21 protein-coding genes are annotated in these 19403 nt (G+C 60.4%); 13 read left to right on the top strand and 8 right to left on the bottom strand.

Annotation, left to right across the window (positions count from 1 at the left end; all coding sequences use genetic code 11):
- Positions 1 to 86: 86 nt before the first annotated feature.
- The gene (locus tag P3T43_RS04755) at positions 87 to 515 is read left to right on the top strand and encodes a rubredoxin (RefSeq protein ID WP_429279885.1); all 429 of its coding nucleotides are present in this window, start codon (positions 87 to 89) and stop codon (positions 513 to 515) included.
- Between the two features lie 28 nt (positions 516 to 543).
- On the opposite strand, the gene P3T43_RS04760 is transcribed toward P3T43_RS04755, so the two are convergent.
- The 4 genes from P3T43_RS04760 to P3T43_RS04775 form a co-directional block, all read right to left on the bottom strand.
- Complete coding sequence (locus P3T43_RS04760) at positions 544 to 1371, bottom strand: alpha/beta hydrolase (RefSeq protein WP_429280160.1); 828 nt, start codon at positions 1369 to 1371, stop codon at positions 544 to 546.
- Between the two features lie 54 nt (positions 1372 to 1425).
- Positions 1426 to 2196 carry a DUF4118 domain-containing protein gene (locus P3T43_RS04765; protein WP_429280161.1) on the bottom strand — a complete coding sequence of 257 codons (771 nt, stop codon included), beginning with the start codon at positions 2194 to 2196 and terminating at the stop codon, positions 1426 to 1428.
- A gap of 193 nt (positions 2197 to 2389) precedes the next feature.
- Positions 2390 to 3193: a MipA/OmpV family protein gene (locus tag P3T43_RS04770; protein WP_429279886.1), complete on the bottom strand. Its 804-nt coding sequence runs from the start codon at positions 3191 to 3193 to the stop codon at positions 2390 to 2392.
- A 299-nt stretch (positions 3194 to 3492) separates the two neighbouring features.
- Positions 3493 to 4656, bottom strand: coding sequence for a porin (locus P3T43_RS04775; RefSeq protein ID WP_429279887.1), 1164 nt, complete (start codon positions 4654 to 4656; stop codon positions 3493 to 3495).
- A gap of 245 nt (positions 4657 to 4901) precedes the next feature.
- On the opposite strand from P3T43_RS04775, the gene P3T43_RS04780 reads away from it, so the two are divergent.
- Genes P3T43_RS04780 through P3T43_RS04790 form a run of 3 tightly spaced genes read left to right on the top strand, consistent with a single transcriptional unit; the run spans position 4902 to position 6647 of the window.
- Positions 4902 to 5456 carry a cytochrome b gene (locus P3T43_RS04780; protein ID WP_429279888.1) on the top strand — a complete coding sequence of 185 codons (555 nt, stop codon included), beginning with the start codon at positions 4902 to 4904 and terminating at the stop codon, positions 5454 to 5456.
- A gap of 19 nt (positions 5457 to 5475) precedes the next feature.
- Positions 5476 to 6036: a YceI family protein gene (locus tag P3T43_RS04785; protein WP_429279889.1), complete on the top strand. Its 561-nt coding sequence runs from the start codon at positions 5476 to 5478 to the stop codon at positions 6034 to 6036.
- A 26-nt stretch (positions 6037 to 6062) separates the two neighbouring features.
- Positions 6063 to 6647 (top strand): YceI family protein, encoded by a 585-nt coding sequence (locus P3T43_RS04790; RefSeq protein ID WP_429279890.1) that lies wholly within the window; start codon positions 6063 to 6065, stop codon positions 6645 to 6647.
- Between the two features lie 68 nt (positions 6648 to 6715).
- Here the strand turns inward: P3T43_RS04790 and P3T43_RS04795 are convergent, their stop codons facing one another.
- On the bottom strand, positions 6716 to 7210 hold the full coding sequence (locus tag P3T43_RS04795; protein WP_429279891.1) for a cupin domain-containing protein: 495 nt from the start codon (positions 7208 to 7210) through the stop codon (positions 6716 to 6718).
- A gap of 107 nt (positions 7211 to 7317) precedes the next feature.
- Entirely contained in the window at positions 7318 to 8514 is a 1197-nt protein-coding gene (locus P3T43_RS04800) for an aminotransferase class V-fold PLP-dependent enzyme (RefSeq protein WP_429279892.1), read from the bottom strand.
- A gap of 188 nt (positions 8515 to 8702) precedes the next feature.
- Here P3T43_RS04800 and P3T43_RS04805 point away from each other — a divergent pair, with 188 nt between their 5' ends.
- A complete protein-coding gene (locus P3T43_RS04805) occupies positions 8703 to 9404 on the top strand; it encodes a YceH family protein (protein WP_429279893.1) in 702 nt (233 codons plus the stop codon).
- A 98-nt stretch (positions 9405 to 9502) separates the two neighbouring features.
- On the opposite strand, the gene P3T43_RS04810 is transcribed toward P3T43_RS04805, so the two are convergent.
- Entirely contained in the window at positions 9503 to 10534 is a 1032-nt protein-coding gene (locus P3T43_RS04810) for an NAD(P)H-quinone oxidoreductase (RefSeq protein ID WP_429279894.1), read from the bottom strand.
- 151 nt (positions 10535 to 10685) lie between these two features.
- Here P3T43_RS04810 and P3T43_RS04815 point away from each other — a divergent pair, with 151 nt between their 5' ends.
- From P3T43_RS04815 to P3T43_RS04840, 6 genes are all read left to right on the top strand, one after another.
- Positions 10686 to 11558 carry a LysR family transcriptional regulator gene (locus tag P3T43_RS04815; RefSeq protein ID WP_429279895.1) on the top strand — a complete coding sequence of 291 codons (873 nt, stop codon included), beginning with the start codon at positions 10686 to 10688 and terminating at the stop codon, positions 11556 to 11558.
- A gap of 92 nt (positions 11559 to 11650) precedes the next feature.
- Positions 11651 to 12547: a LysR family transcriptional regulator gene (locus tag P3T43_RS04820; protein WP_429279896.1), complete on the top strand. Its 897-nt coding sequence runs from the start codon at positions 11651 to 11653 to the stop codon at positions 12545 to 12547.
- Between the two features lie 139 nt (positions 12548 to 12686).
- Positions 12687 to 13361 carry a histidine phosphatase family protein gene (locus P3T43_RS04825; protein WP_429279897.1) on the top strand — a complete coding sequence of 225 codons (675 nt, stop codon included), beginning with the start codon at positions 12687 to 12689 and terminating at the stop codon, positions 13359 to 13361.
- 22 nt (positions 13362 to 13383) lie between these two features.
- Positions 13384 to 14400 (top strand): phosphotransferase, encoded by a 1017-nt coding sequence (locus tag P3T43_RS04830; protein ID WP_429279898.1) that lies wholly within the window; start codon positions 13384 to 13386, stop codon positions 14398 to 14400.
- A gap of 44 nt (positions 14401 to 14444) precedes the next feature.
- Positions 14445 to 15209: an SDR family oxidoreductase gene (locus P3T43_RS04835; RefSeq protein WP_429279899.1), complete on the top strand. Its 765-nt coding sequence runs from the start codon at positions 14445 to 14447 to the stop codon at positions 15207 to 15209.
- Between the two features lie 66 nt (positions 15210 to 15275).
- A complete protein-coding gene (locus P3T43_RS04840; protein WP_429279900.1) occupies positions 15276 to 16520 on the top strand; it encodes an acyl-CoA dehydrogenase family protein in 1245 nt (414 codons plus the stop codon).
- 21 nt (positions 16521 to 16541) lie between these two features.
- Here the strand turns inward: P3T43_RS04840 and P3T43_RS04845 are convergent, their stop codons facing one another.
- Entirely contained in the window at positions 16542 to 16706 is a 165-nt protein-coding gene (locus tag P3T43_RS04845) for a hypothetical protein (protein WP_429279901.1), read from the bottom strand.
- Positions 16707 to 17169: 463 nt separating this feature from the next.
- Between P3T43_RS04845 and P3T43_RS04850 the strand changes: the two genes are divergently transcribed.
- A complete protein-coding gene (locus P3T43_RS04850; protein ID WP_429279902.1) occupies positions 17170 to 18213 on the top strand; it encodes an AraC family transcriptional regulator in 1044 nt (347 codons plus the stop codon).
- Positions 18214 to 18424: 211 nt separating this feature from the next.
- Positions 18425 to 19357, top strand: a complete 933-nt coding sequence (locus tag P3T43_RS04855; RefSeq protein ID WP_429279903.1) for a hypothetical protein — start codon at positions 18425 to 18427, stop codon at positions 19355 to 19357.
- Positions 19358 to 19403 lie beyond the last annotated feature (46 nt).

Raw genomic sequence — 19403 nt, forward strand, 5'->3', positions numbered from 1 at the left:
CGCTAGCTGCATGTTATGCCGGAGCCTGCTTCATACAATCGAACTCAGGTTGGCGATGCTCGTCGGCCGCCAGGATACTGTTTGTCATGTATAAAAAGGGCGTGGCGTTAGAAATTCAGTTTGCTCCCGAACGACTCAACGATGGTGCGGGCGATCCGTACTGGATCGATCTGACGCTGGCCGAAGCGCAGGCGCTTCTTCAAACACTGCAGACGCAGTTGGCCGCGAACAGCGCGGGGACCGCAGCGCCGCTGGTCGTGAGCCTCGTTGATGCACAAGGCGCACGCGAAGCGCTGTCCGCGGATCTGTCTGTGTCCGCCGCTGCAAACGAGGCGTCCTCGGTCGACGAGTTCAAGCAGTGGGTATGTGTGATCTGCGGCTGGATCTACGACGAAGCGGCGGGCGTGCCCACGGAGGGCATCGCCGCTGGCACTCGCTGGGCGGACGTGCCGGCGGATTGGCGTTGCCCGCTGTGTGATGTGGGTAAGGAAGATTTTGCGTTGGTCGAGTTTTAGACCCTGGGGTTCTAGACCCGTTCCGCGCTCAAGCCCCCAGCGCAGCCAACTGCCTCAAACGCCGCGCTAACGCCTTCGACACCACCTGCGCTTGCGCGCCGCCGCCAATGCCGCGCGCTGCTTCGCTCTCGCGCAGGAACGCGGCGGTCTCGCTCGCCACGATCTCACGCTCGTTGTCCGAAGTAATCATGTGATACGAGTCGTCGAGGTAGATCGTGCGCAGGAACGGCGAGCCAATCTTCGACGCGACGTAGTGCGCGTTACGCGGGTTCGCCGTTTCATCGTCGATGGCATGGATCACCAGGCAGTCCGTTGCAATGTCGGCGAGTCGCGTTCGCACGCGCGCTGCGAGCCGGCTGGCCTCGCGGAGTGCGGGCAGCGAAATGGTCGACGGTCCGACTTCGCTGATACCGTTGCGCTGCATCGCACGGGCGATTTTGGCGCGCAGCGCTTCATTGCGGAGTCCGAACGGCGACGCCTCGCGATACCGCCAGCGGCTGCGCATCGGCGTGAAGTAAGCCCAGCCGAGCAAAAAGCGGTACCACGGTATCGCCCAACCGTCGTAGGCGAGCGTGACCGACAACAGGACCACAGCGTGGGCGGAAGGCCGCTGGTTGACTACGGCTAGCGCGAGCGCCGCGCCCACCGACAGGCCGCATACCGACACGCGGGCATAGCGCGCGGCGAGCGAGTCGAACTCGCGTACCGCGGCGTCGATCCATGCCTGCATGTCGCGTTCACTCGTTCCCGCGCTGTATCCGTCCAGCGTGGGCGCAAATGCGGTGAAACCTTCATTGTTCAGATGACGCGCGAGAAAGCGCATTTCCAGCGGCGAACTCGAGAGGCCGTGCAACATGAGCACGGCATGCTCACCGCCTTCCTGGAGGATATGTGTGGCGCGATCCAATGCTTAATCCCCGATCCGCAGGACGAGAAAATCGCCGGCGTGTGTGGTGAAGCGCTCGCCAACGCAATCGACAGGCTTGTAGTGCTGGTCACCGTTCTTGATCCGCAAACGATGACTGCCCGGCGAGAGCGTGTTTTGCAGGCGCGCGGCATCTACCGGGTGGACCGAGGAAAAACGGCTGCCCGGAGCGCTGGTGTGTGGCAGTGCGGTGGTGTTGCCAACCGCATGTTGCGTGTCCGGGCGCAACGACGCTTTTCGGTCCAGCGCCTGAATCAGAATGATGGTGTCGTGGTAATGCGGCAGATGGCGCAGCAGACGATGCGTTTCGTCAATCGTACGCAGTCGCAGCGCGCGGTTATTGTCTGCCCGCAACAACATTTCGTAGCGCGACTTGGCCACCGACGCGAACATCTCGGCGCGGAATTGCGCACGGCGCAGTCGCTCGATCAGCGAGATCACGAAGATCGTCAGGGACGGGTACGAAACCAGCAGCAGCACGTCGTGCCGATCGAATACGGATAGATCCGCATACGGAGGGACGAACAGATAGTCGGCGATCAGGAGCCCGAACAGCATCACAGTCAGCGAGGGCACTAGTCCGAAAAAATATTCGATGAGCGCCGCGGCCACGCAGAACAATGCACCGGGCATAGCAGGGCCAAGGAAGGGACTGAGTAACATACGTACCCCGCTTGCCACTGCCAAAGCCAGGCAAGCGGCAAGCCAGGCTTGGGAACCCCGTGGCGCCCATCTTTTGGCGTTTTGAATTTTCACAGCATGGCGTGCTTCTTGGCACGCTTTATCGAGATAACGGGCGCCAATGGTATCGCATTCGATGCCCGCCGGTATCGATTTCTCTAGCACCACTGTTCAAAAAAAGCTATGGGCTCCATATTTCGTTGCATTTCAGATGCTTACATAAACGACAGGTTTGGGTGTGCTCAAAATCCGAGTGCTGAGCGATCCGTTAGAACGTGTACGTCAACGCGAGGGTGCCCGTGTTTTGCTGAACTCGCCGCGTAATCGGACTGGACGTTGAGTTGCCATACAGGCGCGCGAATTTCACCTCGACGGTGGCGAGCCATGACCTGGTGATCATATAGTCCGCCTCCACGGTGACGTAGCCGGTAGCCGCGCCGGCATGCGCGTCGTAGACAGGTAAGCCGGAAGCCGCGCTCTGGTTCGGCGTCACGCCGAAAAACGTTTGCTGATAGGTCCCGTTCGTCCACGTGACACCGGGTCCCGCGGTCAGATAGAGCTTTTTGCCGACCGGCAGCGTGACGGTCGCATTCGTATCCACCACCAGGCCTTCGCGGTTTCCGGCGATATCCTGGGCGGCCGACGTGGAGAACGTGAAGGCCGATTGCGTGTACGTGAGAAAGGCTTTGGCGCGTGGTGTGGCCGGTACATTTTGCAGACCACGTAACCGCGTATCGTCACTGGTCTCGCGTTCGGTGAAATCGTATTGGAGCGCGAGGCCCGCGCTCCAGTTTGCGTTATTGACGAAATACACCCCGAAAAGCATGTCTTCTTTGGCGAAGAAGCGATTTTTGTATTCGATGTCGAACGCGGGAAAGGGTCTCAGGCGCATGAAGTTCGCGCCCGGATAGGCCGGCTCCCATTGCGCTTCCGCTCCAATGGTCACGGTCCAGTCGGGCGCCGGTGCGGCGTTGGTGGTGTTGTCAGGAGCCTGTTGTGCAAACGACGCGACGGGCGCCAGCACGCCGGCAAGCGCCATCACACTGGCGCCGAGTTGGAGCGACGAAACCATATTGCAAGCTTGGAGAGGAGGAGGGTATGTGAGGCGAGACGGCGCGGTGTTCACGCTTCAGTCTTCTGTTAAGCCTCGTTATGTAGCCCGAAAGATTCAGGGCGCGCGTGATTATGAGGGATGCGGAGCAAACCTGCACGCCTCGTCAAAAGCCAAACGCCGGGCGCGAGCGTTTCGAGGTGGGGGCAGAGAGGTGGGGGCGGAGAATTGATGCACGCCTCGATGAGAGGCGCGAGTCGGGCCCCGCGGAGCACGCGCGGCCCGAGTGATTCAAGCGCAAACGCGCGTTGAACCGTGGCTTAGAACTGGTGACGCAGGCCGACTGTTACGGCCAGCTGGGTGCCTGTCGACGAAGGCGACAGCGTGTTGATGGTTGCATCGCCCAATACCGAACCGGTTCCTGCGCCATGCACGTGTTGATACACGCCTTCGAGGTAGACATCGGTCCGCTTGCTCAACGTGTAATCGGTCTGCAAGGAGAACTCATTCCATTCCGGCGAGACGCTCGCGCCGCCATTGCCGTACGAACCATCCGTGAACGTGTACGCGCCTGCGAGACTCAGGCTCGACGTCAGCGAGTACCGCGCATTCACTTCATAGTTGTCGAGCCGCAAACCGCCGCCCAGGCTGGCGTAACCATCGCCGCCGGCAAACACGCTGGACATATTGTCGATCTGCGAATGGGTCCACAACACGCCCACCGTGGCCGCGCCGAACGTGTAATTGCCGCCGGTGCCCCAGATGCGCTGGCGTTGCGCGACGAAGTCGGCGCTGCCGTCGTCGAGCGCTACGGCGCCGTTCGGATTGGTGGCGCTCACGCCGCCGCCGGCGTTGTTGAGTTGCAGGTAGCCCGCAGCCAGGTTCAACGGACCGCGTGTGTACGTGGCACCAAAGCCATAGGCGCGGTTGTTCGAGAAACCAGCCGCCTTGTTGCTGAACGCGTACATGCCTTCAACCGTAAAGCCGCCATAGGTGTTGCTGGTGTACTTCACTGCGTTATTGATGCTCATCGAGTCCGCAGCGAGGTTGTCGTTGTTGAACGGGTGCGCGGAGAGGCTGCCGCCGTAGGTGGTGCCGGCAGCGGAGATCGGGCCGAGTACGTCGTTGACCGTGTCGAACTGGCGACCGAGCGTGACGGTGCCGAACTGGTCTGATTGCAGGCCGGCATAGGCTTGCTCGCCAAACGCGTCGCCCGAGTTATACAGGGTGCCGTTGTTCAGGTTGAAGCCGTTTTCGATCTTGAAGATGGCGTGCAGGCCACCGCCCAGATCTTCCGAACCCTTCAGGCCGTACACGGTGTTTTCTGTGGCGGAACTTCCGACTTGCACACTATTGTGACCACCCTGGTTATTCGCAAACACGAGACCCGTATCGATCACGCCATACAGGGTGACGCTGCTTTGCGCATGCGCAGACACCGCGAATACGCCTGACATTGCGACTGCCAGCAAGGACTTCTTCATGCTTTTAAGCTCCATCTTGTAGCGGGGAGTGCGGATGCTACGGGTTCCGGAATAAAAACGTTATATAAAGTGGTGGCGCTGATCACGCCAAAAACAACGAACTGGCGAGCCATTAGCGTCGCTGGAACAACAATCTGTTCTCTTTCAACGCGCTATTCAGCGTGTAGGTCACCTCATAGAATCGCTTCTCAGCTGTTTGTCCCTGTGGTCGGCGAACGGCACTCAAGATGCCGGCAAAATTGACGATGACGACAGTTCCTCCGCTTAAACAGCGCTATAGCGCAACCGCAATGGGCCTTCACTGGTTGATTGCGCTGATGATCGTGGCCGGGTTTTATCTCGGCTGGATCATGACCGATATCCCCGGCTTCACGCCCACCAAGCTCAAGTACTTTTCGTGGCACAAGTGGATCGGCGTGACGGTGTTCATGCTTGCTGTGATCCGGCTCGCGTGGCGTCTGACGCACCGCGCCCCACACATGCCGCAGGGCATGGCGCCGTTGCAGAAGCTGGCAGCGGAAGTCGCACATGTGTTCCTGTACGTGCTGATGCTGGTGATTCCGGTGTCGGGCTATCTGTACAGCTCGGCTGCCGGCATTCAGGTGGTGTATCTCGGCATCGTGCCCTTGCCGACGTTGATTGGACCGGACGCCGCGCTCAAGGTCATGCTACGGATCGTCCACATCTGGTTGAACTACACGTTGCTCGCGCTGGTGGTCGTTCATGTGCTGGCGGCGCTCAAGCATCACTTCATCGATCGCGACGGTTTGCTGACGCGCATGATCCCCTTCATCAAGTAGTCTCAGCCTCGAGGCAGATATGAAAACTCCTTTCCTTCGCTGGATGCTGACCGCAATGACAGCGACCTCGCTGTGTCTCGGCGTGGCGCACGCGCAGGTCGATACATCGAAAAGCACGGTGACCGCCACTTCGAAGCAGATGAACGTACCGGTCGACGGGACGTTCAAGAAATTCACCGCACAACTCAACTTTGATCCGGCCAATCCGGCTGCAGGCAGCGCCAGGCTTTCCATCGACACCGCGAGCTACGACCTCGGCGATGAAAGCTACAACGAGCAGGTGCGCGGCAAGGATTGGTTCGGCGCCGCGCAGTATCCGAATGCAACGTTCGTCTCCAGCGCGATTGCGCAAGCGGGCGGCAATCAGTTCAAGGTCAGCGGCACGCTGACAATCAAGGGCAAGTCCCAGAACGTGACGGTGCCGGTCACCGTCACGCAGCAAGGTACGACGCAAAGCTTCGACGGCGCGTTGCCGATCAAACGCAGTCAGTTCGATATCGGCACGGGAGAATGGAAGGACACCTCAGTAGTTGCCGACGAGGTCGTGATCAAGTTTCATATCGTGGCAGCCAAGAAATAAGCCGCATAACCAACAGGAGAATCACTTTGAAAAAGCAACTTTTGACCGCCGCATTCGCGGCAATGGCAGCAGGTGTATCGTTTAGCACGATGGCCGCAGAAACGACCTATACGCTGGATCCGACCCACACCTCGCCGAGCTTCGAAGCCGATCACTTCGGTGGCGTTTCGACCTGGCGCGGCAAATTTACGAAAGCCACCGGTACGGTGACGATCGACCGTGAAGCGAAGACGGGATCGCTGGACGCCACCATCGACATGTCGTCGGTGGATATCGGCAACGATACGCTGGACACGGAGTTGAAGAGCCCGAAATTCTTCGACGCCGGTCAGTTCCCGACCGCCGTCTACAAGGGCACGTCAATGAAGTTCAAGGGCGACGTGCCGGTCGAAGTGATCGGTGAGTTGACCATGCATGGTGTGACGAAGCCGCTGAACCTGAAGATCGAATCGTTCAAGTGCTTCCAGAACCCGATGCTCAAGCGCGAAGTGTGCGGCACGGAATCGACGGCGACGTTCGACCGCTCGGATTTCGGCGTCGACTTCGGCAAGACGTATGGCTTCAAGATGGCAACCGTCCTGCACATTCAGGCCGAAGGCGTGAAGCAGTAAGAGAGGCATGACCCGCTGTCACGCGACGGCGGGTTTGCCGTTTGTACGACGCGTATGGGTCCGTCCGCTTAGGTCTTGCCGCCAGACGGCTTGCTATCGTGCGGACCCATGGGACGCGCGGGCCAGTCGAGCCAACGATCCGGGCGCGTGGCTTCGTGAGCCTCGTTCATCGGATAGCGAATGCGGTTTTCTTCTTTGCTGGTTTCCCCGACGATCAGCAGACGCACTTCATGATCGGTATTGTTGATGAAGGTGTGGCAAATCCCTGTGCCCGCTGGAAACGCGACCGAATCGCCCGGCTTGAGCGGATGCAGATGTCCGTCGATCCAGACATCCGGCGTGCCTTCAATCACGAACACGAATTCTTCCTCGGTGCTCTCCGCGTGCGGATACGAGGTGCGGCGACCCGGCAGCAGGCGGCTGTGGTGAATGCCGATGCGCGTGATCCCCAGTTTGCTGGCGAGCGGCGCGCCGATGCCATGTAGTTCGGTACTGTCCTTGTAGTGGGCGTCGTCCGGACTCTCCAGTTCGGTCCAGTGGCGGATGAACTCGGGTCGTTCCATCACAGTCTCCTTGTATTGGTATTCCTTACGATTCCGTTGCGCACGAAGCGTCCGCGTTCGCTTTGCTGATGTGTCGCGTGCGGCGATCTTACTGCAGCCAGGCGGGCTTAGCGAATCAGCCCACGCACACGGTCGAGCAGCGTGTCGATTTCCGCCGTGGTGGTCAGATAGCTAACCGATGCGCGAGCAATCGTGTCGAGACCGCGGGCGTTCATGTCGAACGGCGTGTAGGCAACGCCGTTGCTGCCTATCGACACGCCTTGCGCCGCGAGTGTACGTTGCACCGCGGCCGCCTCCTGACCTGCCACGTTGAACGACACCAGTCCCGAACGCTCGCGGCCCTGATCGAGTACGGTCACGCCGTCGATCTGTGCGAGTTCGGTACGCAGCGTCTGCGCGATGTCGTCGATGCGCGCGCGGATGTTGTCGAGCCCGATGTCGAGCGCCTCCTGCAGCGCATTGGCCAGTCCGCAGCGCAGGGCGGGTGCCAGTTCCGACGGTTCGAGACGCGCGGCGTCGTCACGCAGGACGGGTTCGCCGTTCGTATCGAGCGGCGCCGAATACGTGTCGACGAATGCAGGCGTGAGGCGTGGCAGAAAATCCTGCCGCACATACAGCAGGCCCGTGCCGCGCGGACCGCGCAATGCCTTGCGTCCCACGCTGGTCAGCACGTCGCAACCCACCTGCGTCACGTCGATGGGCAACTGTCCGGCGCTTTGCGCGGCGTCGATGAAGTACGCAATGCCGTGACGGCGTGCAACATGTCCGATGGCCGCAGCCGGATTGATGAGGCCGCCGTTGGCCGGCATCCACGTCAGCGCAATCAGGCGCACCCGTTCGTCGAGCATGGCCTCCAGCGCTTGCGGATCGACAGCGCCGCTGTCATCGGAGGGAATCGCTTCGATCGATGCGCCCGCCCGTTGCGCCGTTAGCCGCATGGTCGCGAGATTACCGCCCCATTCGTGGCGTGCCACGAGGATCCGGTCGCCCGGCCGCCACGTGCCCAGTGCGGCGAAGGCACCGCCCCAGGCGGGCGAGTTACCCGTCGTCAAGGCAATCTCTGCTGGCCTTGCGTTGAGCAGTCGAGAGGCGAGCGTGCGCGCCTGTTCTATTTGCTCACGCGCGGCTACGCCTGCTTCCATGGGACCGCTGGTCGCTTCGCGCCAGAGATGGGCGCGCATGGCTTCCAAGGTGGCTTCCGATGGCAGCGACGAACCGGCATGGTTGAAGTGCGTAGTGTGTTTCACGCCCGGCGTCTGGGCGCGCAACGCTTCCACGGCGGCAACGGTAAGGGGGACTGGCATGGATGTAGAGGCTCCAGGGGAGAGGGCACAGCTCGTCAGGCGAGCGTGCGTCATGCTACCCGGTGTTGCCAGGTCGCGCGGGTTTTGAGGTGGCGGATAATCTGATTATCATGTGTGTCTCCGCGCGACATTCCCGTCAGGCGCACGATCACGGCGGCCTTTCAGGCGCGGCCCGTAGCGAAGTCACCATGAACTCTACCCCCGATGCTGTTCCACGTCCCGCCATGCGTCCCCTGACGCCCATCGAAGCACGCGTGCTCGGTGTGCTGGTCGAAAAGCAGCACACGGTGCCCGACACCTATCCGCTTTCGCTCAATTCGCTGACCTCCGGTTGCAACCAGAAGACCGCCCGCGCGCCGGTGATGAACGTGAGCGAGGCCGAAGTGCTCACCGCCATCGACAGCATGAAGCGCCTGAGTCTGGTGCTGGAGGGCAGCAGCAGCCGTGTGCCGCGCTTCGAGCACAACATGAATCGGGTGTTGGGCATTCCCAGTCAGTCGGCCGCGTTGCTCACCGTGTTGATTTTGCGCGGCCCGCAGACCGCCGCAGAATTGCGACTGAACGCATCGCGCCTGCATGACTTCGCCGATATCTCGTCGGTCGAAGTGTTTCTCGACGAACTGGCTGAGCACGAACCCTCGCGCGTGGTGAAGCTGCCGCGTACGCCGGGCGAGCGCGAAAATCGCTGGATGCATCTGCTATGCGGCGAAGTCAGTGTGAGCGAGGAGCCGTCGCGCGGTACGGTGGAAGATTCGGTGCCGGCCGCTGAGGTCGAGGCGCTTACCGCGGAGGTGAAGCGCCAAGGGGAGGAACTGGTGCGTCTTCAGGCACTCGTCGAACACATGGCTGCTGAGCTGGGCATTAACCTCGACGGGTTCGCACGCGAGTAGTGAGGCGTATTGGTGATTTGTCGTGAGGATGGCTGAGCAATTCTGCTATGGTCTAAGCCCTACATGAAGGCTTGCCGCCGCGGCGGCAAGCCGGGGGTTCAATCAATGAGATCGGCATCTGTCGTCAGCACGATTTTCCCAAAGTGCGTGCCGGAATCGATCAGCTCGTGAGCGCTGCGAGCGTCGGTAAGCGCGAAGGTCTTGTAGACGACCGGCTTGATCGTGCCGCTTTCGATGTGCGGCCAGACTTTCCGCTCCAGTTCATCGATGATGGTCGCCTTGTCAGCGGATGTGCGCGATCGCAAGGTCGAGCCCATATGCGTCAGACGTTTCGTCAACATCGGCAATACGTTGAGATCCTTCGCCGCTCCCTTGATCACGCCGACCTGGAGGATCCGTCCGTCCATCGCTGCGGCTTCGTAGTTTCTTGCTACATAGTCGCCGGCAATGATGTCGAGGATCACGTCGACGCCTTTTCCTTCGGTAAACCGCTTCGATTCAGCGACAAAATCTTCCTCGTGGTAGTTGATCGCGTGATCGGCGCCACGCGCGAGGCTGGCCTCCCGATGCGCCTGCGAGCCCACCGTCGTGATGACTCTCGCCGCGCCAAATGCTTTTGCCAGCATGGTCGCCGTGGTGCCGATACCCGACGCGCCACCATGGATCAACACCGATTCGCCGGCCACCAGCTTGCCGCGCTGAAACAGATTGAGCCATACCGTCATGAACGTTTCAGGCATGGCGCCCGCTTCCACCAGCGTCAGTCCCTTGGGAATATGCATCGTGTTGCAGGCATGCGCGACGGCATATTCCGCGTAGCCGCCGCCGGGAATCAATGCACACACCAGATCGCCGATGCTGAATTGGGACACCTCGGAACCGAGCGCCACCACTTGGCCGGCCACTTCCAGCCCCGGAATGTCCGAAGCGCCGGCGGGCGGATCATAGAGCCCTTTGCGCTGGAACACGTCGGGACCGTTCACGGCGGCCGCATGGACGCGGATCAGCACCTGATCGGCGGCGGGCGTCGGGACCGCACGCGTAGTCGGCACGAGAACCTCGGGGCCGCCGGGTTGTTTGATCTCAATGGCCGTCATGGACGACGGTACGCGATAAGTTGAAGCCGACATGGATAGCACTCCTTCTGTAAAAAAGATTCGTTTGATCCGGGCGGATCATTGAACGCCGAACGCTTGCAGCCAGTATAGGTCTCGACATTGATGAATATGTGCAGCATCATTCGTGTCGTAGGATGCAAATTTGCATCAGGAGGGCGACGCGATGAACTGGGACGACGCACGGGTGTTTCTTGCCGTGGAGCGCGAAAAAACGCTCCGTGGAGCGGCCAGGACGCTCAATCTCGATCAGGCGACGGTCGGCAGACGGATTGCGGCGCTGGAGCACGCCCTGCGGGCCACGCTTTTCCTGCGCACCTCCGAGGGTTACGCGCTGACCGCGGCGGGCGAGGCTGCGCTGAGATCGGCGGAAAAAATGGAGCAGTCCGCGCACGAACTCGTCAGACGAACTCAGGGCACGGATACCCGGCTGGCGGGCGACGTCAGAATGACCAGCACCGACTCGATCGCGCTCGAATTCCTGCTGCCCGCCATTGAACGCCTGCACGCCGCGCATCCCGAAGTGCGCGTCCTGCTGGACACGTCGACACGCATGCTCAATCTGGCGAGGCGCGAAGCGGATATCGCGGTTCGCTCAGTCAGGCCGGAGAATCCCGATCTGGTCGCGCGCCGTCTGGCTCGCTGGCCCATGGCGCTCTTTGCATCGAAGGCTTATCTCGAGCAGCATGGCAAGCCCGAGGCGGGCTCCGCGTTCGCAGGCCACGATCTTGTGGTCTATCAGGGCAACTGGACTGGCAATCGGTCACCCACGCTTGCCGGCGAACCGATACACGCGGGGCGCATTGTGTCGACCTTCAATTCCAGTCTGATGCTGCGGACTGCGGTAAAGGCCGGCCTCGGCATCGGTGAGCTTCCAATCCATCTGGCTGAACGCGACGGCCTCGTGCAACTGTGGCCGGAGCCCGCACGTGGGACGGTCTACGAAATCTGGCTCGTCACGCATCAGGACCTTCGTCACACGGCGCGCGTCGCAGCAATGATTGACGGTATCGTCTCCGCATTCGAAGATCACGCCTGAAGGCGCCGCGCTTTCGCGAAAGCGGCTGCTTTCTGATGGTAATCATGTGCGCAAGAGCGGCTGTCGCTGCAGTCGCATCAGGGAATCCGAAAATGCGTCTATCCAAGATCGACCTGAATTTGTTTGTCGTTTTCGAGGCGGTGTATAGAACGCGCAACCTGACACGCGCAGCGGAGATGCTCTTTATTACCCAGCCCGCCGTCAGCAACGCATTGGCGCGCATGCGCAAGTCGTTCGACGATCAACTCTTCGTGAGCACGTCGAGCGGCATGGTGCCGACGCCAATGTCCGAAAACATCATTGGGCGCGTTCGTGATGCGCTACAACTGCTCGACTCGAGTACCCATGCCGGAGAACAATTCGATCCAGCGTCGTCGGAACGGACCTTCAGGCTGAGCATGAACGACCAGACCGAGGCGTTGCTGCTTCCCGCGCTGGAGGAAGTGCTGCAACGGCTCGCACCGGGCATACGCATTGAGAGCTACTTCACGACGCGCAGAGACGTCCCCGAAGCCCTGGCGAGTGGCGCAGTCAATCTTGCGATCGATGCCCCATTGATGGACGACCCGAGTCTGGAACAGGAGCCGTTGGGCCGCGATCAGTATGCGTGCATGCTGCGTCAGGACCATCCGTTTTCCAGAAAGAAGCTGACGATCGATGACTACCTCGGCTTCGGTCATATCCACGTATCCAGCCGGCGCCAGGGGCCCGGTCTGGTGGATGCGGAACTCAACAAGCTCGGTCTCCGGCGTGCAATCCAGACGCGGGTTCAGCACTATCTGGTCGCCCCGTTGATCGCGATGCGCACCGATCTGGTCCTGACCGCACCGCTCAAGCTTCTCCAGCGATACGACGCGCGCATCCTGGCGCTACCGTTCGATCTCCCCAGTCTCGAGGCGCATGGCTACTGGCACCGGAGTGTCACGGGCGACCCGGCGCATCGTTGGCTACGCGAGCAGGTCGCCCGTCTCATGCGTGACGCCGACTGATCGCCGTCCGCCGTGCAACGCGGGCATTCAAGCGGCTTCGCCAGGCATCACGAAACGTTATCATTCGCTATCACGACAATAAATTTCCTGAATGAGGCGTGACTCGGTATCGTTCAAGCTATGTTGAGACGAGGATGACATGGCTGAACTGTATCTGGTACGGCACGGGCAGGCGTCGTTTGGCGCTGAAAACTATGACGAGTTGTCGCCTTGTGGTGGCCGGCAATCGCATTGGCTCGGCGAATACTTCGCGCAGATGAACCTGGCGTTCGATCGGGTGGTCATTGGCACGATGCGACGGCATGAGCAAACCGCCGACGCCGTTCTTGCAGCCATGCGCGGTCTGTCCGTCGAGGTCGTGCAAGACGCAGGCTTGAACGAATACGATTTCCGCGCGCTGTTTGCCGCGCTTGGGGACGAAGCTTCCGGACCGGGTCTTTCTGCCGAGAGTTCGAAGACGAGCTTTTACAGGCACCTCAAGAAGGCGCTACTCCTCTGGTCCGAAGATCGCTTGCCGGGGCCTGTTCCTGAAACCTGGCAACAGTTCCAGGCACGTGTTGAGCGTGCGCGTCTCGCCATTCAGCGAGCGGGCGGCAAGCGGGTTCTGGTTGTGAGTTCCGGCGGCCCCATCGCCGTGTTTTCCCAGCAGATTCTGCAGGCGCCCGCAGCGGCGGCCATTGCGCTGAACATGCAGATCCGCAACAGCAGCGTTTGCCAATACGTCTTTAACGACACGGCGATGTCGCTCGTCAGCTTCAATTCGCTGCCGCATCTCGACGTGGTCGAGCGGCGCGAATTCATCACCTACGGTTGAATCGAATCAGATCCGCACCATCATGAATGCTAACTTTCAATTCGATACCGAAGCACTCACGCATTACCTGACGACACACGTGCCCGGTTTTCAGGGGCCGTTGTCCGTCGAGAAATTTGCTGGTGGGCAATCCAATCCAACGTTTCTTCTGAAAGCGCAAAGCGGCAGTTATGTTCTGCGGCGTCAACCGCCCGGCATGCTGCTCAAATCCGCACACGCGGTAGATCGCGAATACCGTGTGCTTACGGCACTCGGGCAAACGGCGGTTCCGGTGGCGCGTGCGTATCACCTTTGCGAGGATCGCGACGTCATTGGCAGCCTGTTTTACGTCATGAGTTTCGAGGACGGTGAGATCTTCTGGAATCCCGCCTTGCCGGAACTCCCCGTCGCAGAGCGCGCGGCCATTTACGACGCTATGCTCGCGACCATGGCGGCGCTCCATGACGTGGATGTCGAAGCCGTGGGTCTAGCGGACTACGGTCGGCCCGGAAACTATTTCGCGCGTCAGATCGACATCTGGACCAAGCAGTATCGGGCGGCGCAAACCGAGGTGCTGGCGCCCGTGGAGACCCTGATCGAGTGGTTGCCGGCGAACTGTCCCGTCGAAGCCGGCAAGCCTTCTCTGGTACACGGCGATTTCCGTATCGACAACCTCATTTTCGTGCGTGGCTCGCCGCAGGTCCGCGCGGTGCTCGACTGGGAACTGTCCACGCTCGGCAATCCACTCGCCGACCTCGCGTACTTTTGCATGTGCTTGCGGCTGCCTCAGTCCGGACACATCGCGGGTCTCGAGGGGTTGGATCGAACCGAACTGGGCGTGCCGGACGAGGCGGCGATCATCGATCAGTACTGCCGTCTGCGCGGCATCGCGTCGATTGAAAACTGGAACTTCTACCTTGCGTTCAGCTTCTTCCGGCTCGCCGCCATTGCGCAGGGCGTCAAGAAGCGGGCTTTGGGCGGCAATGCATCGAATGACAAGGCGCGGCAGGTCGGTGAAATGGCAGGAGTGCTGGCGAAGATGGGCATCGAGCTGATCTGACGCCAAACCGAAAACTGAGAATCTGAGACACGTTGAGGCTGATTGTGACTACTAATTTATTTGATCTGAACGGGAAGATTGCACTGGTTACCGGTGCCAGCCGAGGTATTGGCGAGGAGATCGCCAGATTGCTCGCGCAGCAGGGTGCCCACGTGATCGTGTCGAGCCGCAAGCGTGAAGATTGCGAGGTGGTGGCCAGTGCAATCAGAAACGCAGGCGGCAGCGCGGAAGCCGTGCCTTGCCACGTGGGGCGTATGGAGGACATTCAGGCGATCTTCCAGCACATTCGCGCGCAACATGGCCGTCTGGATATTCTCGTCAACAACGCGGCGACGAATCCGTATTTCGGCCACATTCTCGACACGGATCTGGCGTCTTTCAAAAAGACCGTAGACGTCAACTTGCGTGGATATTTCTTTATGTCTGTGGAGGCTGGCAAGTTGATGCGGGAAACCGGTGGCGGTTCGATCGTCAACACGGCTTCCGTCAACGCGCTGCAACCGGGCGACAAGCAGGGCATCTACTCGATCACGAAAGCCGCCGTTGCGCATATGACGCGGGCGTTCGCGAAGGAGTGCGGACCGCTGGGGATTCGGGTGAACGCCTTGCTCCCGGGTTTGACCAAAACGCGCTTCGCCGGAGCGTTGTTCGAGGATCAGGCGAGTTACGAAAACATGGTGTCGATGATTCCGCTGAGGCGCCACGCAGAGCCGCGCGAAATGGCGGGCACGGTGCTTTATCTGGTCTCGGACGCCGCGAGCTACACCAATGGCGAATGCATCGTGGTTGATGGCGGGCTGACGATCTAGTGGCTCAGCCGGATCACGGCATGAGTCGATGTACTGACGATATTCTTGAGTGAATGAGGAAGAGAAATGGACTTTTCATATAGCCAGAAAGTTGAAGCGCTGCGCACACAGGTGCGTGCCTTCATGGATACGCACATCGTTCCGCGCATCGGGCAGTGGCATGAGGAGGTGAATGCCGGGCAGTATCCCGTTTCGTTTATGGAAACGTTGAAGGAACAGGCGCGGGAAGAAGGACTCTGGAATCTTTTCTTGCCGCATCTGCGGGATGACGAGCCCGGTACCCGTCTGACCAATCTGGAGTACGCGCCGCTGGCGGAAATCATGGGGCGCGTGTCGTGGGCGTCGGAAGTGTTCAACTGCAATGCGCCGGACACCGGCAATATGGAACTGCTCCACATGTTCGCGACGCCTGCGCAACGCGAACAGTGGCTCAAGCCGCTCCTCGACGGCACGATTCGCTCGGCGTTCGCCATGACGGAACCGGCGGTGGCGTCGTCGGATGCGACCAATATCACGACATCGATTCGCCGTGACGGCGACGACTACGTGATTGACGGCCGGAAGTGGTTCATCACGAACGCAGCGCACCCGAATTGCGAACTCTTCATCGTGATGGGCAAGACAGACCTGGACGCACCCAGCCACCGCCAGCAAAGCATGGTTCTCGTGCCGCGCAATACGCCTGGCGTGACGGTGATCCGGAATGTCCCGGTGGTCAATCACGTGGCGCCGGAAGGACACTGCGAGATCGAATTCAAAGGCGTACGCGTTCCCGTTACGAATCTGCTCGGCGAGGAGGGCAGCGGTTTTGCGCTCGCGCAGGCGCGCCTCGGACCGGGGCGGATTCATCACTGCATGCGTTCGATCGGCGCGGCGGAACTGGCGCTCGAGTTGATGGTGGAACGCTCGCAGACGCGCACGGCATTCGGCAAGAAACTGCATGAACTCGGTTCGGTAGCCGAATCGATTGCAAAGTCGCGCATCGAAATCGATCAGGCGCGGCTCTTTGTTCTCAAGGCCGCGTGGATGATCGACGAGGTGGGCGCGAAGGAGGCACGCAAGGAGATCGCCATGATCAAGGCGCTCGTACCGAGTGTGCATACCGCCGTGTGCGAACGGGCCATTCAGGTATTCGGCGCGATGGGGTTGAGCCCCGACACGCCTTTGGCGGATAGCTGGACATGGGGACGCGCGTTGCGCTTCGCCGATGGGCCGGACGAGGTTCACCTGCAGAGCATCGCCCGCATGGAAATCAAGGCGCAGCAGTACGAACCGGGCAGGAAGAATCCCTATCTGACGACGTCGCGCTAAGAGCAGACCCAGCGCATCGCGCTACCCCTTGTCGAGCAGACGCACGACGCGGGACAGGGATTTCGCCGCTATCACGAGCGCGGCGCTGGCCGGACTGTAGTCGACGTGATACATCAGGTCGAGTAAATGGAGCATGGACAGTGCGATGAGCGGGTGGAACATCGCACGGGTTATCAGGCGTTTCATCGGCATCTCACGCTGTATCGTTTGCCCGAACCGGTAAGCCGCTGTGCGTTAACCGATCTGCGCAGGTATGGAGGCGCGCCTGGCTTCCGAAACCCATGGAAGAGGTGGCGGCGACGGACGGATGACCTTGCTGTGTCACGTCTCGTCCTGTGTCGCACTTTGCCTTTCGCAACCCGTTGCCGTCCTGCCCGAACGTCGATGTTTTTTGCCCGATCGTCCGGATCCTGGCGGTGGTTCTCCTCGACGTTGCAGGGCGTCCAGAGCGATTGATCAGTCCTCCTGCAAAACGGCGCGATCAAGCGATGCGGCCGCAACTCAGAGACATCGGACGCATGAAATGACAAGTAAGGTATTTGTCATCTACCGTTGCAGCGGTATAACATGTACCTCTCGGTCAGGCTGAAGAATGACCGGTCTCCCGGCTCCCCTTGGCCGGGAAAATCGCAGATAACGCGAGCTTTTCATGGATGCAGTTTCCGACGTTCTGCGCGCTGTGCGTCTAAGCGGCGCGGTGTATCTGAACGGGACCTTCTCGGCACCCTGGTGCGCGATAGGCCGCACGGATGCTGCGCTCTGCTCGGCTTATCTGCCGCGCTCCGAGCGTATCGTTTCCTATCATCTGATCATAGAAGGCAATTGCTGGGCGCAACTGGCAAACGACACCGACTCCGCTATTTATCTGAACGCCGGCGAATTGCTGGTGGTGCCGCAAGGCGAAACGCATTTGCTTGGCAGTGCCGTGGATATCGCGCCTACGCCAATGGAAATGTTATTGGCCGGCCCGATGGCAGCAGCACCGGGTGAGGTGATGACGGTAAGCTTCGGCGGCGGTGGACCGGCGACTCGCATCGTATGCGGGTTTCTGGCCTGCGACGACACGCTGACTAACCCCTTGCTCTCATCGCTGCCGCGACTCTTCAAGATTGATATGCGGCATGATCCGCGAGCCGCGTGGCTCGAGTCCTCGCTCAAGTTTGCAGCCGCCGAAGCCGCCAATTCACGGGCGGGCGGCACGATCGTCCTCGCCAGGCTGTCCGAACTCCTGTTTGTCGAGGCGGTGCGTAGTTGTATCGAAGCGCTCCCTCCCCACCAGACTGGATGGCTCGCGGGTGTGCGCGATCGCTACGTGGGGCGCGCGCTTTCATTGCTGCATGCTCAGGCGGTCCACCCCTGGACCGTCGACGAACTGGCGCGCAAGGTGGGGTTATCGCGCTCTGCGTTGGCGCAACGCTTCACCGATCTGCTTGGACAGCCGCCTATGCAATATCTGGCGCACTGGCGCATGCAGATTGCCGCGCAGGAATTGCTGGCCAGCAGAAAATCCCTCGCCGCTGTAGCGGAGCAGATTGGGTATGAGTCAGAGGCCGCATTCAGTCGGGCCTTCAGGCGGGAATTCGGCATGCCGCCGGCCGGATGGCGCAAGAATCAGGGAAAGCTGAACGGCGCTGCTGAGTCTGCGCAAGCGGCACCGGCAGCGAGTGACATCGAGTCCCCCCCGGATCAATGACACTGCCTGCTACAAACAATGCAGCGTCCAGTCGCACGCGCCGAAACTGACCCGGCGTTTCGGCCATATCTGCCGGTGGCCCGATCATAGAAGTTCGCGTCTCCCAATCGTACATTCGAACGTACCGGATGCCACATCGACCCCGTGGTGCTGGCCGGTAGGTGAGCACGCACCGCTCGACTGCACGTAGGTCCATATTGGGAGAAATGCCATGAACGCAGTATCGCGACCCGCCGACCGCGATCGTTACGCCCGTTGCATTCGCGCCTCGAAGATGGTGAGTTGGGACATCGAACGTGACGTGATTGGAGGTCGCACCTTTAGCACGTCAGAGAAATATCTTCCCGACGGTCTTTCACTGGCGCCGAATTTCTTCACGCTCTCGGAAAGCGAAAAGCGTTTCGTCAGCCAGATTCAGGGGCGCACCTATGCCAATGTGTTCGGACTGGTAGAGCGCTTCATCAACGCCAAGGTGCTGGAAGTCAGCCGCGACTACTGGCTCGGCGACCAGGTCGCCCTTGAGGCGCTGGTCCGCTTCAGCGAAGAAGAACTCAAACATCAGGCGTTATTTCGTCGTATCGAGGAGATGATTGGCGGGACCCTTCCGCCGGGCTACCGGTTCGACGTCGACCCGGATGCTGTGGCCGCTGCGGTGCTCGGCAAGAGCACGTGGGCCGTATTGGCGCTGACGCTGGATATCGAACTCTTCAGCCAGCTTCACTACCGTCAAAGTATTGCTCCAGACGATCAGCTCTCGGCGCTCTTCAAGGACGTGTTCCTCTATCACTGGAAGGAGGAAAGCCAGCACGCCATTCTCGATGAGCTCGAATGGGTTCGTCACGACGCCACGCTGACGGACAGCGATCGCGACAAGGCTGTCGATGAATTCGTTGAACTGGTTGCGGCGATCGACGGCATTTTGCAGGCGCAGGCCGCGGCCGACGCGCGTTATTTCGAAGAGAACTGCAGCCGCGTCATCGACGAGGCGGAAAGCCAGTCGATCACAGCCAATTTCCTCGAGGCTTACCGGTGGCAATACATCCACTCGGGTGTAGGTCATCCCCATTTCGGGGAGGTGCTTCATAGCCTCATCTCCGAAGACCAGGCCGTGCGCATCCACGCAGCGCTCGCCACATTGCAATGAGACTGACCGAAACTGAAACTTCCATTCAGGTTGAAGGAGAGGGAAT

Source organism: Paraburkholderia sp. GAS41 (assembly GCF_050436545.1).
Classification (GTDB): domain Bacteria; phylum Pseudomonadota; class Gammaproteobacteria; order Burkholderiales; family Burkholderiaceae; genus Paraburkholderia.